Annotated in this window: 17 protein-coding genes and 1 other annotated feature; of the genes, 16 read left to right on the forward strand and 1 reads right to left on the reverse strand. The window is 45.5% G+C overall.

Annotated elements, in window-relative coordinates:
- The first annotated feature begins 18 nt into the window (after window positions 1-18).
- From radA to IGJ17_RS00160, 11 genes are all read left to right on the forward strand, one after another.
- Window positions 19-1,389, forward strand: a complete 1,371-nt coding sequence (radA, locus tag IGJ17_RS00110) for a DNA repair protein RadA (protein WP_005226394.1) — start codon at window positions 19-21, stop codon at window positions 1,387-1,389.
- 163 nt (window positions 1,390-1,552) lie between these two features.
- The gene (locus IGJ17_RS00115) at window positions 1,553-2,692 is read left to right on the forward strand and encodes a PIN/TRAM domain-containing protein (RefSeq protein WP_005232908.1); all 1,140 of its coding nucleotides are present in this window, start codon (window positions 1,553-1,555) and stop codon (window positions 2,690-2,692) included.
- Between the two features lie 169 nt (window positions 2,693-2,861).
- Window positions 2,862-4,319, forward strand: a complete 1,458-nt coding sequence (gltX, locus tag IGJ17_RS00120) for a glutamate--tRNA ligase (protein ID WP_005232907.1) — start codon at window positions 2,862-2,864, stop codon at window positions 4,317-4,319.
- Window positions 4,316-4,514: a binding site (T-box leader), on the forward strand. (Overlaps the previous gene by 4 nt.)
- A gap of 65 nt (window positions 4,515-4,579) precedes the next feature.
- Window positions 4,580-5,116: a serine O-acetyltransferase EpsC gene (gene epsC / locus IGJ17_RS00125; RefSeq protein WP_034872105.1), complete on the forward strand. Its 537-nt coding sequence runs from the start codon at window positions 4,580-4,582 to the stop codon at window positions 5,114-5,116.
- Window positions 5,109-6,521: a cysteine--tRNA ligase gene (gene cysS, locus IGJ17_RS00130; protein WP_005232905.1), complete on the forward strand. Its 1,413-nt coding sequence runs from the start codon at window positions 5,109-5,111 to the stop codon at window positions 6,519-6,521. Before epsC ends, cysS begins: the two co-directional genes overlap by 8 nt.
- Entirely contained in the window at window positions 6,518-6,940 is a 423-nt protein-coding gene (locus IGJ17_RS00135; RefSeq protein WP_005232904.1) for a Mini-ribonuclease 3, read from the forward strand. Before cysS ends, IGJ17_RS00135 begins: the two co-directional genes overlap by 4 nt.
- The gene (gene rlmB / locus IGJ17_RS00140; RefSeq protein ID WP_005232903.1) at window positions 6,906-7,745 is read left to right on the forward strand and encodes a 23S rRNA (guanosine(2251)-2'-O)-methyltransferase RlmB; all 840 of its coding nucleotides are present in this window, start codon (window positions 6,906-6,908) and stop codon (window positions 7,743-7,745) included. The genes IGJ17_RS00135 and rlmB overlap by 35 nt, the downstream gene beginning before the upstream one ends.
- Window positions 7,742-8,260, forward strand: a complete 519-nt coding sequence (locus IGJ17_RS00145) for an NYN domain-containing protein (RefSeq protein ID WP_429961006.1) — start codon at window positions 7,742-7,744, stop codon at window positions 8,258-8,260. Before rlmB ends, IGJ17_RS00145 begins: the two co-directional genes overlap by 4 nt.
- A gap of 95 nt (window positions 8,261-8,355) precedes the next feature.
- A complete protein-coding gene (locus IGJ17_RS00150) occupies window positions 8,356-8,919 on the forward strand; it encodes a sigma-70 family RNA polymerase sigma factor (RefSeq protein ID WP_142437338.1) in 564 nt (187 codons plus the stop codon).
- A gap of 87 nt (window positions 8,920-9,006) precedes the next feature.
- Complete coding sequence (locus tag IGJ17_RS00155; protein WP_005226417.1) at window positions 9,007-9,252, forward strand: Veg family protein; 246 nt, start codon at window positions 9,007-9,009, stop codon at window positions 9,250-9,252.
- 61 nt (window positions 9,253-9,313) lie between these two features.
- Window positions 9,314-9,766, forward strand: coding sequence for a GNAT family N-acetyltransferase (locus IGJ17_RS00160; protein WP_005232899.1), 453 nt, complete (start codon window positions 9,314-9,316; stop codon window positions 9,764-9,766).
- A 96-nt stretch (window positions 9,767-9,862) separates the two neighbouring features.
- On the opposite strand, the gene mscL is transcribed toward IGJ17_RS00160, so the two are convergent.
- Entirely contained in the window at window positions 9,863-10,309 is a 447-nt protein-coding gene (mscL, locus tag IGJ17_RS00165) for a large conductance mechanosensitive channel protein MscL (RefSeq protein ID WP_005232898.1), read from the reverse strand.
- A gap of 161 nt (window positions 10,310-10,470) precedes the next feature.
- On the opposite strand from mscL, the gene yfmF reads away from it, so the two are divergent.
- The 5 genes from yfmF (at window position 10,471) to IGJ17_RS00190 (ending at window position 16,477) form a co-directional block, all read left to right on the forward strand.
- A complete protein-coding gene (yfmF, locus tag IGJ17_RS00170; RefSeq protein ID WP_005232897.1) occupies window positions 10,471-11,739 on the forward strand; it encodes an EF-P 5-aminopentanol modification-associated protein YfmF in 1,269 nt (422 codons plus the stop codon).
- A complete protein-coding gene (gene yfmH, locus IGJ17_RS00175) occupies window positions 11,732-13,030 on the forward strand; it encodes an EF-P 5-aminopentanol modification-associated protein YfmH (protein ID WP_061053522.1) in 1,299 nt (432 codons plus the stop codon). Before yfmF ends, yfmH begins: the two co-directional genes overlap by 8 nt.
- Window positions 13,031-13,494: 464 nt before the next feature.
- Window positions 13,495-14,397, forward strand: a complete 903-nt coding sequence (locus IGJ17_RS00180; RefSeq protein WP_005232895.1) for a helix-turn-helix domain-containing protein — start codon at window positions 13,495-13,497, stop codon at window positions 14,395-14,397.
- Window positions 14,398-14,529: 132 nt separating this feature from the next.
- Window positions 14,530-15,111 carry a CDP-diacylglycerol--glycerol-3-phosphate 3-phosphatidyltransferase gene (gene pgsA / locus IGJ17_RS00185; RefSeq protein ID WP_042890631.1) on the forward strand — a complete coding sequence of 194 codons (582 nt, stop codon included), beginning with the start codon at window positions 14,530-14,532 and terminating at the stop codon, window positions 15,109-15,111.
- A gap of 127 nt (window positions 15,112-15,238) precedes the next feature.
- The gene (locus IGJ17_RS00190; RefSeq protein WP_005232893.1) at window positions 15,239-16,477 is read left to right on the forward strand and encodes a competence/damage-inducible protein A; all 1,239 of its coding nucleotides are present in this window, start codon (window positions 15,239-15,241) and stop codon (window positions 16,475-16,477) included.
- Window positions 16,478-16,527 lie beyond the last annotated feature (50 nt).

Genomic DNA, 16,527 nt, shown 5'->3' on the forward strand with positions numbered 1-16,527 from the left:
AAGTAGTGGAGGAGATCAATGGCAAAAAAAGCAAAAAGTCAATTTGTCTGTCAAAATTGCGGGTATAGTTCCCCTAAATATTTAGGAAAATGCCCCAATTGCGGCAGCTGGAATTCAATGGTAGAAGAAGTGATCCAAGAAACCGCTGATCGTCGTGTACGTACGACATTGACGGGGCAAAAGATGCAGCCGACGAAAATTGCCGATGTCGTACCGAAAAAAGAACCGCGGGTCCAAACGAAACTCGCTGAGTTGAATCGCGTCTTAGGCGGCGGCGTGGTCCCAGGTTCCTTAATTTTGATCGGTGGGGATCCCGGGATCGGAAAATCGACGCTGCTCTTGCAAGTTTCCCAGCAATTAGCAGCGATCGGCGGAACGGTCTTGTATGTGTCAGGAGAAGAAAGTGCCGAGCAGATCAAAATGCGGGCGCAGCGCTTAGGCGCCATCGACACGGAATTTTATCTCTATGGGGAAACGGACATGTCAGAGATCAGTAAAGCGATCGAAAACATCCGCCCAGATTATGTGATCATCGATTCGATCCAAACCATGACCCAACCGGATATCACCAGTGTGGCAGGCAGTGTCAGCCAAGTGCGAGAAACGACCGCAGAATTGCTGAAAATCGCTAAAACCAATGGCATCGCCATCTTTATCGTTGGCCACGTGACGAAGGAAGGCTCGATCGCAGGACCGCGGATGCTGGAGCACATGGTGGATACCGTCTTGTATTTCGAAGGCGAAAAGCACCACAGCTTTCGGATTTTGCGGGCCGTCAAAAACCGCTTTGGGTCCACTAATGAGATCGGGATTTTTGAAATGGAAGAAGGCGGGTTGAAAGAAGTCGCTAATCCGTCACAAGTCTTTTTGGAAGAACGCTTAGAAGGCGCAACCGGATCGGCGATCGTAGTGGCAATGGAAGGCAGTCGGCCAATATTGGTGGAGATCCAAGCACTGGTCACGCCAACGATGTTCGGCAATGCCAAACGCACGACGACGGGGCTAGACTTCAACCGGGTCTCGCTGATCATGGCGGTTTTAGAAAAACGGGCAGGTTTGCTGCTGCAAAATCAAGATGCCTACTTAAAAGCAGCCGGCGGGGTCAAATTAAATGAACCCGCGATCGATCTAGCAATCGCTGTTAGTATCGCCTCCAGCTATAAAGAAAAAGGCACCAGCCCGACGGAGTGTTTTATCGGTGAAATTGGCTTGACGGGTGAGATTCGCCGAGTCAATGCGATCGAACAACGGGTCAAAGAGGTGCAGAAACTGGGCTTTACAAAAGTTTATTTGCCTAAAAACAATCTGACTGGTTGGCAGCCGCCAAAAGGCATCGAAGTCGAAGGCGTGTCTACCTTAGCCGAAACCTTACGGAAAGTCTTCCGTTAAAGTGGAGTCACTGCAAGAGCAAGGGGCAATCTCCCTTCCTCTTGCCCTGACGCTGCTGGTTCATTCATTGAACCAACCGACAGCCGCTGACTGGTGGAAGGAGTCAGTTTGGCAGCACGGATTTTTGAACAAAAGAAACCTACTGGAGTATGGAGGAACATGTATGCAGAAACGAGTCATTACCGCACTAATGGTACTTGCCGGAGCAAGTCTAGGGATCTCACTGATGCCCATCGCATGGCAAGCCATTGGGCAAACCCAAAATGAATGGCTGAATAATAACATCACTAATAGTTTGCTTGGAGCCCTTATTTTCTTTTTATTATCTTTACTATTAGCGAAATATATTGCAGCCGGTATTCGCAAAATTGAAGAAAAACTAAGCGAATTGAGCTTAACCTATCTCTTGTTTGGCGCAATTGGTTCGATCATCGGTCTGATGATCGGTGTGATCGTGTCGATTCCTTTTTACAATTGGGATATTCCTTTTATCAACGGGATCGCCCCAATCTTAGTGATGGTCCTGTTAGGGTATCTCGGTTTTCAGATCGGGACGACACGGATCGATGAATGGAAAAAAGTCTTTGCCCCGAAAAACAAAAAGGCAGAGCCTCAAGAGCAAGATGAACAGCAGATGCTAGAAAGAAAAATCGCGGACCATTTCCACAAATATAAAATTTTGGATACCAGCGTGATCATTGATGGCCGGATCTATGATATTGCCAAAACCGGCTTTTTGGAAGGCGTCCTGCTGATCCCGAATTTCGTTTTGTATGAATTGCAATACATCGCAGATTCTGGCGATAGTTTGAAACGGGTCCGGGGCCGTCGCGGCTTGGATATTTTGAATGCTTTGCAAAAAGAAGAAGGCATCGCAGTTGAGATGTACGAAGGCGATTTTGAAGACATTTCCGAAGTCGACAGCAAGCTGATCAAGTTAGCGAAATTGCTGGATGGTGTCGTTGTGACTAATGACTACAACTTAAACAAAGTTTCTGAATTTCAAAATGTGCCGGTCTTGAATATCAATGCGTTGGCCAATGCGGTCAAACCAGTGGTGATTCCAGGAGAAAGCATGCACGTCTTAGTAGTGAAAGCTGGCACGGAGCGGCAGCAAGGGGTCGCTTATCTAGATGACGGGACGATGGTCGTGGTGGAAGATGGTCAGCATTACATGAACGAACACATCGAAGTGATCGTCACCAGCGCCTTGCAAACGGCAGCTGGGCGGATGATTTTTGCCAAACCAGCCCATTCTGGTCGCGGCATCGACAACAAAGAAGGATCAAAATCAGAGAAATAATCCTCGGCAGCTGGCGTAAAATATGCCAGCTGCCTTTACTAATTGGGTTATTGATTGTACAATTCAACTTGAGGGTTCTGTTTTTTACGCGGGTCTTTCCCACTAAACTGAACAATAAGCCCCAAGCAGCTTGGCTGGCTTGGAAATCAGATGAAGGAAGAGGAAAACAATGACAAAAGTACGTGTACGTTACGCGCCAAGTCCAACAGGACATTTACACATCGGGAATGCTCGGACGGCTTTATTCAATTATTTGTTTGCTCGTCACAATGACGGTGAATTTATTATCCGAATCGAAGACACCGATCAAAAAAGAAACATTGAAGATGGTGAAAAAAGCCAGCTTGAAAACTTGCAATGGTTAGGGATGGATTGGGACGAATCACCTGAAAATCCAGGGGAATATGGGCCGTATCGTCAATCAGAACGCGGCGATATCTACCAACCACTGATCGATCAATTGCTCGCAAGCAATCGTGCGTATAAGTGTTATTGTACGGAAGAAGAGTTGGAAGCCGAACGCGAAGGCCAAAGAACGCGTGGCGAAATGCCTCATTATGCAGGGAAATGTGCCAACTTAACACCGGAAGAGCAAGCCGAAAAAGAAGCACAAGGCTTGAAACCAGTGATTCGTTTCCGTGTCTCTCGCAATACTGAATACAAATTCCATGACATGGTCAAAGGCGAGATCGTTTTTGAATCAGATAATGTCGGTGGCGATTTTGTCATCCAAAAACGTGATGGCATGCCGACCTACAACTTTGCAGTAGCAGTGGATGACCATCATATGAAAATCACCCATGTGTTGCGTGGAGATGACCACATCGCCAACACACCAAAACAGTTGATGATCTATGAAGCATTTGGCTGGCAAGCACCGGAATTCGGGCATATGACGTTGATCATCAATAGCGAAACTGGGAAAAAATTAAGCAAACGGGACGAATCGATTCTGCAATTCATCGAGCAATACCGTGAATTGGGTTATTTGCCAGATGCTATGTTCAACTTTATTGCACTTTTAGGCTGGTCACCAGTTGGGGAGGAAGAAATTTTCTCTCAAGAAGAATTGATCAAAATCTTTGATCCTGAACGGTTGAGCAAATCACCAGCTGCCTTCGATGCCAAGAAATTGGAATGGGTCAATAACCAATACATGAAACAAATGGATTTGGATGAATTGACGGCAATGTGCGTTCCTTACTTGGTAAAAGCTGGCCGCATCGAAGAAACATTGACCGAAGAAAAAGCTGCTTGGTTGAAAAAAATCGTATCCTTGTATCAACCACAAATGAGTTTTGCGGCTCAAATCGTCGATCTTTCGGAATTGTTCTTCGAAGAACATCCTGAATTAGATGATGCAGCCAAAGAAGTCTTGGCAGGGGAAACCGTACCGACGGTTTTAACAGCATTTAAAGAAAAATTGCTGGCGATGCCAGTCGTTGAAGCTGCAGCAGTCAAAGCAGCTATCAAGGAGATCCAAAAAGAAACAGGCATCAAAGGCAAGAATTTATTCATGCCGATCCGAGTGGCAGTCTCAGGCCAAACCCATGGACCAGAACTACCGGATACCGTTGAATTATTAGGGAAAGAAAAAGCCCTTGATCATTTGAATAACGTGTTATAAACACAGCGAATAGACGAAGTACTAGCCGATTTTTTTCAGAGAGGCCACGGAAGGTGAGAGTGGTCAAAAAAGGCTAGGAAATGCACCTAGGAGTGGCTTTGGCGCAAGTCAAAGACGAAGCAGCGGACGTTACCCGCTTGAAGGCAGTGCCGAACTGCGAACAAAAGTGGGACCACGCAAAAAAGCGTCTTTTGAATAAGGAAACTTATTTGAAAGACGCTTTTTTCGTATCAAGAAGTTTGGATAAAGCAGGTGAGAAGATGACTTGGTTCAAAAAAGCAATTGCGGCAACAAAAAAACACGATCCGTCGGTGCGATCAACGTTGGAGATCATCATCACGTATCCGGGATTCCATGCCTTATTTTGGCATCGTTGGGCGCACTTTTTGTTTCAGCATCGCTGGTATTTTTTGGCAAAACTGACGGCCCAGTTTTGGCGTTTCTTGACCGGGATCGAGATTCATCCTGGTGCCCAGATCGGTCAAGGGGTCTTTATCGATCATGGGATGGGGGTCGTGATTGGGGAAACGGCGATCATTGAAGATGATGTCGTCTTGTTTCACGGAGTCACCCTGGGGGGAACCGGCAAAGAGCGGGGCAAGCGTCATCCCACGGTTAAAACCGGTGCGTTTCTCTCAGCCCATGCGCAGATCTTAGGTCCTGTCACGATCGGTGAATATGCAAAGATCGGCGCCAATGCAGTGGTTTTGAAGGATATCCCCGCAGAAGCAACTGCTGTCGGCATCCCGGCAAAGATCGTTCGAATCAAAGGAAAGAAGGTTACCCACGATGATTAAAATCTATAATACGCTGACACGAGAAAAAGAAGTGTTTCAGCCATTGGAAGAAAAGAAAGTAAAAATGTATGTTTGCGGACCCACCGTCTATAACTATATCCATATCGGGAATGGCCGCAGTACTGTTTCATTTGATACCGTACGTCGTTATTTCGAATACCGCGGCTATACAGTGGACTATTTGATGAATTTTACCGATGTCGATGATAAAATCATTCGTGCAGCAAAAGAATTAGGTACGACGGCCCCAGAAGTGGCAGAGCGTTTTATCAACGCCTTCAATGAAGATACTGCAGCGCTGAATGTCAAACCTGCTACGATGAATCCTCGTGTGATGGATCATATTGAAGACATCATTGCCTTTATTGCTGCTCTTGTAGAAAAAGGCTATGCCTATCCAGTCAATGGCGATGTTTATTACCGTACCCGTAAATTTGCTCACTATGGGCAATTAAGCGACCAATCCATCGACGAGCTGGAAGTCGGCGCAAGCCAGCGAACCGGTGAAGAACAAAAAATCAAGGAAGATCCGTTGGATTTTGCTTTGTGGAAAGCGGCAAAAGGCGATGAGATCGCTTGGGAATCTCCTTGGGGAGCCGGCCGTCCCGGCTGGCATATCGAATGCTCAGTGATGGCGACCAAACACCTAGGCGAGACCATCGATATACATGGAGGCGGACAAGACTTGACCTTCCCTCATCATGAAAATGAGATCGCCCAAAGCGAGGCAAAAACCGGCAAGACCTTTGCCAACTATTGGATGCATAATGGCTATGTGACGATCGGTGAAGACGAAGAAAAAATGAGTAAGTCGCTGGGCAACTTCGTCACGGTGCATGAGATGGTCAAAAAAGTTGATCCACAGGTGCTGCGTTTCTTTTTGGCAACGACTCAGTACCGCCGACCAATCAAATACAGCGAGACTACCTTGCATGAAGCACAAACCAATCTGCAAAAATTGCGTACGACCTATGAAAATGCCAAATTCCGCTTGAATAGCAGTCACTATCAAGCCAGCGATGAGGAAGTCAATGCACCGGTTCTGGAAGAATTTGAAGAACGTTTCATCAAAGAAATGGACGATGATTTCAACGCGGCTAATGGGATCACAGTGGTCTATGAATTGGCGAAGTGGCTGAACTTAGCTAGCGAAGACCCAGAAACAGACTTGGCTTTATTAACCGCTGGATTAGCCAAGTTCAGCGAATGGCTGACGATTTTCGGGATTTATTTTGTATCAGAAGAATTGCTAGATGAAGAAATCGAACAGCTGATTAATGAACGAATCGCCGCTCGCAAAGCCAAAGATTTTGCCCGCAGCGACCAAATCCGTGATGAGTTGAAAGAACAAGGGATCATCTTAGAAGATACCCCGCAAGGAACCCGATGGAGACGAGAAGTATGAGAGATTATAAACAATTGAATGGTTTGGCATTGGCCTATGTGGGGGATGCGGTCTATGAAGTCTATATTCGCGATTATTTAGTCGCCCAAGGCCAAACCCGACCAAACCAACTGCACCATATGGCGACCCACTATGTATCTGCCAAAGCCCAAGCGGCGTTGATCCAAAAGATGTTGGATGAAGAGATCCTGACCGAAGAAGAACATGATTTTTATCGCCGCGGCCGTAATAGTAAAAGTCATACGGGTGCCAAAAATGCCGATGTCACGACGTATCGCATCGCTACTGGCTTTGAATCGCTGATCGGGTATTTGCACCTCACGCAGCAAAAAGAACGCTTAGACGAGCTGGTAGACTGGTGTATAAAGAAAGTAGGAGAAGAAGATGCGAGAAAAACCGCAAAGAAAGCGTCCAAATAAAAAAACAGCTGGCCAATCAGAAGCCAGAAAAGAAAATAGACCGGATCGCCGCAAAGAAGCCGAGGGAGAAGCCATCGAAGATAATTTTGTCTTTGGCTATCATGCGGTTGCTGAAGCCTTGAAAGAAGGGCGAGGCAACAAGCTGTTTCTTTCTGAAGAGGCAAGGGGAGAAAAGATCGATCGTCTGAAAGAAATGGCACGGGAACAGGCAGTTCCTGTCAAATGGGTGCCAAAACAAAAGCTGGATACGATGAGTGACCAAGGGGTCCATCAAGGCATGATCTTGGCGATCACCCCTTACCAGTATTTGACCTTGGATGAATTGTTGGCCCAAACGAAAGAACAGCCGCTGTATCTGATTTTAGATAATCTAGAAGATCCCCATAATTTCGGCTCCATCATGCGAACCGCTGATGCCAGCGGCGTAGACGGGATCATCATTCCGAAACACCGTGCGGTGGGGATCACGCCGATCGTGGTGAAAACATCGACCGGCGCAGTGGAACATATCCCTGTGGCTCGAGTGACCAACTTGACCCAAGCAGTCCAGCAGCTGAAAAAAGCTGGTTTTTGGATCTTCGGTACTGATATGAGTGGCAGTGATTACCGCACATGGAATGCCCAAGGGGCGGTCGGTTTGATCATCGGTAACGAAGGTCGCGGCATGGGGGAAGGTTTGAAAAAAGAAGTGGATCAAATGCTGACGATCCCAATGACCGGGCACGTGCAGAGCTTGAACGCCAGTGTGGCGGCAGGCTTGTTGATGTATCAGGCCTTTACTAGCCGAAATGGGGCATCCCAATGAAAACCCCTTTGCTGATCGTGGATGGCTACAATATGATTGGCGCTTGGCCGGAGCTGGTTCTTTTGAAAAATCAGGACCGTTTAGAAGATGCGAGAGAAGCTTTGCTGAACCGGCTATCGAATTATGCAAAATATGAAGGCTTGAGAATCATCGTTGTTTTTGATGCCCAACTGGTGCCTGGTGTGACACAAAGTTACACCAAATATCAGCTGGAAGTTATTTTTACCGAAGAAGGAGAGACCGCCGACAGCTACATTGAACGAATCGCTGGTGAGTTAAACAATCGATTGACGCAAGTCACCGTCGCTACCAGCGATTTAGCCGAACAGTGGGTGATCTTCTCTCAAGGTGCCTTACGAACTTCGGCACGGGAATTGTACAAAAGCGTGGAAAAAACGGAAAAAGACATCTACGAGCATCAAACCGGTTTGCGGTTTGAAAATTTCCGGCGCAATTCCCCTTGGTCACCGGAACAATTAGCTGAACTTGAAAAGAAATTGCGCGACCTTAGTTAGGGACAAAGTTGGTCTGGTAAATTAGAAGATGTCCCAGCCATTTATGATACGCTCCTTTTGTAGCAAATGAAGCAAAAACAAAAGGAGTGATATCGATGCGCAGGGAAGAAGGACAAGTATCACACCCTTCTGATAGATTTGAAGAGTTGTTCAGAAAATATCGACCGATCGTTGAGATTTTGCATAAAAAATATTATCTGCGGGATTATGACTTAGATGATTGGCTGCAAGAAGGCCGGATCGTTTTTAATAAGTGTCTAAAGACTTACGATCAGGACAAAGGAACGACGCTGGGTATCTTGTTTAAGCGATCCTTTGAAAATCGTATCTGCAGCTTGTTGCGGGCGCAGCATGCCCAAAAACGCAAAGCCCAAGTCGATGCCTGCTCGCTGGAAGAAAAGCTTTCACAAGAAGGCAATCGGTTTTTGACCGATCATAATCGCTGTGCGGAAACTGCAGAGACCTATTTGTTTGTTAATGAATCGTTGGTAGCGTATCCGAAAAGTTTATCGTCTTTAGAAAGAATGGTTATAATGAATTATTTAAAAGGATTAGAACTTGATCAGATTGCGGCTCAAGAAAAGCTGTCTTACGAAAAAATAAAAAGCGCTTTCAGTCGCGGTAGGACAAAATTGATAGCGCTTATCAAAGACGTTTAACAAAAATCTTATTGAAAGTAGAATTATTTTATGGTAAACTTGAAATTTTCTGCATTTCGTGGTATAATGATGCTCGAGGTGAATGCGATGCCAACAACTTTAGCTACAATCAAGAAAGATTTAGAAGGCCGTATCGGTAGTGAGATTATGCTAGTTGCTCAGACTGGACGTAAGCGTCAAACTGAACGTCGCGGCGTTTTGACAGAAACTTATCCTTCAGTTTTTGTTGTAGATTTGGATCCAAACGAGAATTCATTCGAGCGGGTTTCTTATAGTTATTCAGATATTTTAACCAGAACTGTTGAGATTGAATTTTTATCGGAAGCTGTTTGAAACAAGAAGAGTTGACACTTTGTTGACTCTTTTTTGGTTCAACAAGATAAGGAGTGATGGGATGGCGTTTTTTCTAAAAGAGTTAGGGGAAATGACTGGGGTGGAGTTTTATCAACTTGCCCGTTTGCGCACAGCAGTTTTTGTGGTGGAACAAGCGTGTGCGTATCAGGAGATCGATGCGATCGATGCACAGGCCAAACATTTATGGGCCCTTGATGAGGACGGGCAGGTCGTTTCGTATGCCCGTATTTTCCAGCAGGAACAAACGGTGCATTTTGGTCGGATCATTGTGGCACCGGCATACCGGGGGCAAAAAGAAGGCCATCGTCTGATCAAAGAAGTTTTGCATCGCATTGAGCAGTGTTATCCGGCTTTGCCTATTGAGATCGAAGCACAAGCCCACTTAGAAAAATTCTACGGCCAGTATGGCTTTAAAACCATTACACCGCCTTTTTATGAAGACGGGATCCTGCATGTCGGGATGAAAAAAGAAGCAAGCACAGCGACTCTCTAGAGAGGTTCGCCGTGCTTGCTTCTTTTAGTGCTATGATTGATGGATCGGATGAATCCGAATTGCTTCTTTTGTCCTTAATGACAAAGAGCCGGTTTCTTATCTGATCGTATCGTCCAATGATGTTGGACGTGGATCAACGGTGTTGGCAGTAGGCGTTTGCGCTTTTAAAAGATCACGAATCTCTTCTAAATAATCCTCTGCAGTGATTTCTGGTACTTCGTCTTCCTCAGGTTGTTGTTTCAGATTGCGTAATTTGTTCACTGCTTTGACAATCAAGAACAAGACAAATGCGGTAATCAAGAACGTAATAATGGCAGTGATGACGCGGCCAAAATCAAAGACTACATTTTTGGCGGGTTCAAAGACCAAGCCAGAAAAGGCATCGGCGTTACCGAAGAGTGATAAGATCCATGAAACCAATGGTGTCAGCAATCCTTCAACTAAACTAGTGACGATTGCGGTGAAGGCACTCCCGATCACGACCCCGATCGCCAAGTCAATGACGTTTCCTCGTAAAATAAATTCTTTAAATTCTTTAATCATCCTGTATCCTCCCTTCTAAATCTTACTGACAGTATAGCGAAAAATGCAAGATTTATAAAAAAAAACGCTCGCTGCAGCAGGTTTGATCAATGAGCCAAGGAGAAAGTTTGTCAGCTATGCTATAATTGAAGAGATAATTTTGCTTCTAGAAGGGGTGTCACATGTCTATTGAATTAAAAAAAGGTGTTCGGTTAACGGTGCTGCCGACCAAAAAGTATAAAACGATCCGTTTTTTCGTTCGGTTCACTGCACCATTGCAGGCCGAAATGACCGCCAAACGGACTTTATTGACTAGTTTATTAGAAACGACTAGTTTGGCTTATCCGACGCAGACCGCATTTAGCAGTCAACTGGCGGAGCTTTACGGTGCCAGCTTTGGAATGAATGTCAACAAACGGGGCAATCTGCATCAAATCAATGCAGCGATGTCCTTTGTCAACGGGAAGTATGTGTCAGATGAAGCCGTCTTGCCGCAAGCAGCCGCTTTTTTAGCAGAAGTTTTGTTCCATCCGAATGCCCACGAGGAGCAATTTGAGGAAAAGAACTTTACCATCGAAAAGCACAACTTGATCGCCTATATGAACAGCGTGGCAGAAGATAAGCAAGCATTGGCTTCTTTAGGGCTGCAAGAGTTGTATTTCGAAAACGATCAGAATCAGAAGTATCCGAGCTTTGGCCGTCCCCAAGACTTAGAAGCTGTGACCGCAAAAGAGCTTTACCAAACCTATCGCTCAATGATGGACAATGACCAAATCGATCTTTTTGTGATCGGCGATGTGGTTGAAGCAGAAGTCGCGGAGATTTTCCAGAACATGGCCTTTACCGATCGGCCAGACCAAGCAATACCGGTCTTTTATCAGCAAGCGGCGGAAAATATCATTCGCGAGAAAATCTTGCGGGAACCAATCATTCAAGCCAAATTGAACTTAGGCTATCATACTGGCGTGTATTATGACCAAGCCGAGCGGATCGCCTTTATGGTCTTCAACGGGTTGTTTGGCGGATTCCCTCATTCAAAACTGTTTATGAATGTCCGAGAGAAAGAAAGTTTGGCTTATTATGCTTCCAGCAGTATCGATACGTTTCGCGGGTACTTGTCGGTCCAAACAGGAATCGACGGCAAAAACCGCGACAAGGTCTTCAAATTGATCGAACAACAGCTGCAAAGCTTGCAGCGTGGCGAAGTCACAGCGGAAGAACTGGCACAAACAAAAGCGATGTTGAAAAACCAGTACTTGCTTTCGTTGGATAACCCACAAGCACTGATCGAAACAGCCTATCTGAATCAGTGGGTACCGAATACGAAAATGACGGAAGATGAATTTATGCAGAAATTGGCTCAAGTGACCGTAGCAGATGTCCAAGCATTGGCCAAAAACGTGTCCTTGCAAGCTGTATTCTTCCTGGATAAGGAGACGACCCATGAATAAAAAAGTCTATCAGCAAATCAATGAGACCCTTTATGAAGAAGTATTGCCAAACGGCTTGAAAGTTTATTTGCTGCCAAAAGCCGATTTCCATAAAACTTACGGACTTTTCAGTACGAACTATGGCTCTGTCGACAATCATTTCGGGTTTTCACCCGAAGCATTGCATCAAGTTCCAGATGGCATTGCCCATTTTCTAGAGCACAAACTGTTTGAAAAAGAAGACGGCGATGTCTTTCAAACCTTTGGTCAGCAGGGGGCTTCTGCCAATGCCTTTACCAGTTTCACGAAAACCAGCTACCTTTTTTCGGCAACCGATCAAATCAAGCTGAACCTTGAAACGTTGATTGATTTCGTTCAAGCCCCGTATTTCACAGAAGAAACCGTTGAAAAAGAAAAAGGGATCATTGGCCAAGAAATCCAAATGTATGATGACGATCCGAACTGGCAGCAGTTTTTCGGCATCATCAAAAATTTGTATCCGAAGCACCCCCTGCATATCGATATCGCTGGTACGGTGGAAAGCATTGCGCAGATCACCGCAGAAGACTTGTATCTTTGCTACAATACCTTCTATCACCCAAGCAACATGACACTTTTTGTGGTAGGCAATATCGATCCGGAAGAAACGATGGCGTGGATTCGGACCAATCAAGCGGCCAAGACCTTTCCAGAAACGCAAGCGATCATTCGCCAGTTTCCTGAAGAAACCTTTGCCGATATTCAAGCAGAATCAAGTCTTACCATGCCAGTGACACGTGCTAAAGGCGTGTTAGGAATCAAAGGGGACTTGAACAAACTGCCGGAATCAGGAAGAGAGCTCTTACGCTTCAAAAATGCGTTGAACCTTTTCTGCCAATTGGTTTTAGGCAATACTTCCGCCAATTATTTGCGTCTGTATGATCAAGGCATCATCGATGACACGTTTGGATTTGAAGTGAACTTGGATCGCGGCTTTTACTTTGCCGATTTCTCGGGGGATTCTGAAGAGCCAAAAGAAATGTTGGCAGAGATCGAAGCGATCGTAATGAATTTCCAGCACGACCCAGAGATTAATGAAGAAAACTTGACGTTATTGAAGAAGAAAATGCTAGGGAAATATTTCCAATCACTGAACTCATTGGAGTTTATTGCAAACCAGTTTACCCAAAGCTTATTCGGTGAAACGACGCTCTTTGATCTACCGGAAGTGATCCAATCGATCACTTTGGAAGATGTTCAGCAAGCGGCTCGTTCCTTTATCGATCCTAAAGCGTTTAGCCGTTTTTACATGTATCCAACGGAAAAAGCCTAAGCGAAGGCTGGTTTTGTCAAACAGCTGTCATCTAAGCGACACTGAATGATTCAAGGAGGAAGGCCCAACAGCTCAAGGGCTGCCCACCTCCTAGATCATTCAGTGTTTTCTTTTTGCGTCAAAGGGTGGTTTTTTCTTGCAATTTGATGCCAATTTGGCGAAAAGTATTAAAATTTGTTTGCGAGTTGTGGTTAGGCTATCCTCAGACTTTTTCTTTTATGGTATTCTTTAATTATTGGAGCAAAATCTTTTTTTGTTTTTTTGCAAAAAATCACGGAAAAAATGTTATATTTAGTAGACGGCGCGCCCAGATGGAAATCGGCGTGACGGAGTTTTTTTTATTGACTGATACAGGGAACCCCTGTTTTAAAATGATAGAGCAGCTTTGCTGACCTTACGACAAGCAGCGAAGCGATTTTAGGGCTTTTTTTAAAGATGAATAAAAGACTGGAGTAGATGATCGAGTGGCCAACGAAACAACGATTGGAGCAAAATTACGGCAAGCCCGTTTAGATAAAAACATTTCATTGATTGAATTACAACAAATGACAAAGATTCAAAAACGCTATTTAGAAGCAATTGAAGCGGAACGTTTTGATCAATTGCCAGGCACTTTTTATGTCCGCGCGTTTATTCGCCAATATGCAGCAGCGGTTGGAGAAGACGGCGACAAATTGGTGGCCGTTTTTGATGGCAAAGATACGTTAGACGCCCCCTTACCAAAAAGACCGCAGCCTGAAACCGTCAGCGGCTCACGAAAAGCACAGCACGTAGAAGAAAAAAGCGGCTCATTTGTCGTCCGCTATTTGCCGATGATTCTATTAGGCCTGGTTGCCATTACGATCGTGAGTATCGTGGGCTACATGGCTTGGCAAGACCGTAATACAACACCGATGATCCAAGGGAGTTCTTCTCTCGTGGTAGAAAATTCGGCGTCTACAGCTTCCACCACGACAAGTACGGAAGAAACCAGTACTTCGAGTGAAGCGACGGAGTCCTCAAGTACGACGGAATCCAGCGAAGCGAAAATGACGATGACTGCCAGTGATTCGACGCAATCGTCGATCACGATCACGATGAAAGATGCGGAAAACCCTATTGAATTGGCATTTACTGGGCTAGATGCTTCTTGTTGGGTCGGTGTACAAGTTGACAACGCTTATGTGTACCAATACACTCTACAAGCGGGGGAAACGCAATCGATGACGCTGCCAGAAGGCGCCACGAATGCAACTTTGACCCTGGGAGCAAGTCAAAATATCTCCATCAAGGCCAATGGACAGGAAGTGGACTTTTCTGATCCACAATTTGAATTGTTACAAAAGACGGTCCGTCTCGTGATTGAATACCAAGACGATGCGGCATAAATCTGACAAATGCGCCTTATTGAGGTATCATTAGCTAAAAAGTTATCTGTTGCACCCGACTGGTGAAAAGCAGAAGTAGTGGCATGATTTGCCGTTATTTCGTACAATAGTCGGCAGAGAGGAGTCTATTTCGTGAATTTACCCAATCAATTAACTGTATTACGGATCATTATGATCCCCATCTTTATTTTGGTCTTGGTTTTGCCGATCGATCTTGGCACGATGACCGTTGGTACGACACAATTAGAAAACACGCACCTTATTGCAGCGATCCTTTTTGCGGCAGCCAGCATTACGGACTGGCTAGATGGCAAGATCGCTCGTTCCAGAGGCCTTGTTACCAACTTCGGGAAGTTTGCTGACCCGTTAGCAGATAAAATGCTCGTCATGACGGCTTTTATCATGCTGGTCGAATTAAACAAAGCCCCAGGCTGGGTAGTTTCGATCATCGTTTGCCGTGAGTTGGCAGTGACAGGTTTACGCTTGTTGTTAGTGGAACAAAGCGGCGAAGTCATGGCTGCTGCGTGGCCGGGGAAAATCAAAACCGCGACACAAATGGTTGCGATCATTTTCTTGTTCTTGAACAACATTCCCTTTTCAATGATCGGTTTACCTGTCGATCAAATCATGTTGTATCTATGCCTGATCTTCACGATCTATTCCGGGGTCGATTATTTCATAAAAAATACGAATGTTTTTAAAGATTCTATGTAAAATTTCTAGATCTAGATAAAGAAGCGATAAAAACAAGGATACAAGTCACGAAAGTTCAGAAGTTTTCTGGACTTTTTTTGTCAATATGAAAGACTTTTACGTATCTGATAAATGAAGGAGTAAAAGAATGAAAGCAGAAATTATTGCAGTCGGGACCGAATTACTTTTAGGACAGGTGGTGAATACGAACGCGACCTTCTTGTCAGAAGAACTGGCAAGTCTAGGGATCGATGTTTTTTATCATAGTGTTGTCGGGGACAACCCCAATCGCTTAGAGGAATTGCTGACGATCGCCGACAAACGCAGCGACTTGATCGTGCTGTGCGGCGGCTTAGGGCCCACCGACGATGACTTGACGAAACAAGTCACTGCCCGCCATGTGGGACAGGAATTAGTGCGAGATGAACCAGGTTATCACCAATTGAAAGCCTTCTTTGAAAACAGTCAACGGAGGATGACGGAAAACAATTTGCGGCAGACCTTAGTCTTCAAAGACGGTGTGTCTTTGCCAAACCCCAATGGACTAGCGATCGGGATTTTTTATCAGACAGCCGCTACCAGTTATTTGCTGCTGCCAGGACCGCCAAGTGAACTGCAGGCGATGTTTCTTACCCACGCAAAACCACTTCTGTTAGAGCAGTTTCCCCAAGAAGAAGTCTTGCTTTCTCGCGTTTTGCGCTATTACGGGATCGGGGAATCGGCGTTGGTCACAGAATTGGCCGATTTGATCGAGAACCAAGTCAATCCCACCATCGCCCCTTATGCCAAACCCAATGAGGTCACATTGCGTCTGACGGTCAAAACCGCAGACGAGGCGCAAGGGATCAAACAATTGGATGCATTAGAAGAAACCGTCCAAGCACGGGTCGGTGCGTATTTCTATGGATATGGGGAACAAAATTCGCTGGCAGAAACAGTCGTCGATCTACTAATCGAGAAAAAGAAAACCGTCACCGCAGCGGAAAGTTTGACCGCTGGTTTGTTTCAAGCGACCCTAGGAGGGATTCCTGGCGTCTCTGAGGTGTTTCCCGGTGGATTCGTGACATATTCTGCTGGAACAAAAAGCAAGCTCTTAGGCATCGATTCAGCGCTTTTAGAAAGCTATGGGACTGTTAGTCAGGAGTGTGCGGAAGCAATGGCCGTCTATGCCCGCAAACAAGCAGAGACCGATTATGCGGTGGCCTTCACCGGTGTTGCTGGTCCAGACGAACTAGAAGGCCAGCCCAAAGGCACTGTTTGGATCGCCTTAGCTTCTGACAAAGGCGTCTCAAGCCAGCTGTATCACTTCAACCGCGACCGCGCCTATATTCGGCATAGTGCTGTCATGGCAGGCTTAAATCAAATACGTAAGGAATTATTAAATTGATGCGAATGTTTGTTCGTTTTTTCTTGCAATTTCCCTTCAGAAGGACTATT

The organism is Enterococcus sp. DIV1096b, from assembly GCF_050498765.1.
Classification (GTDB): Bacteria; Bacillota; Bacilli; order Lactobacillales; family Enterococcaceae; genus Enterococcus_D; species Enterococcus_D entomosocium.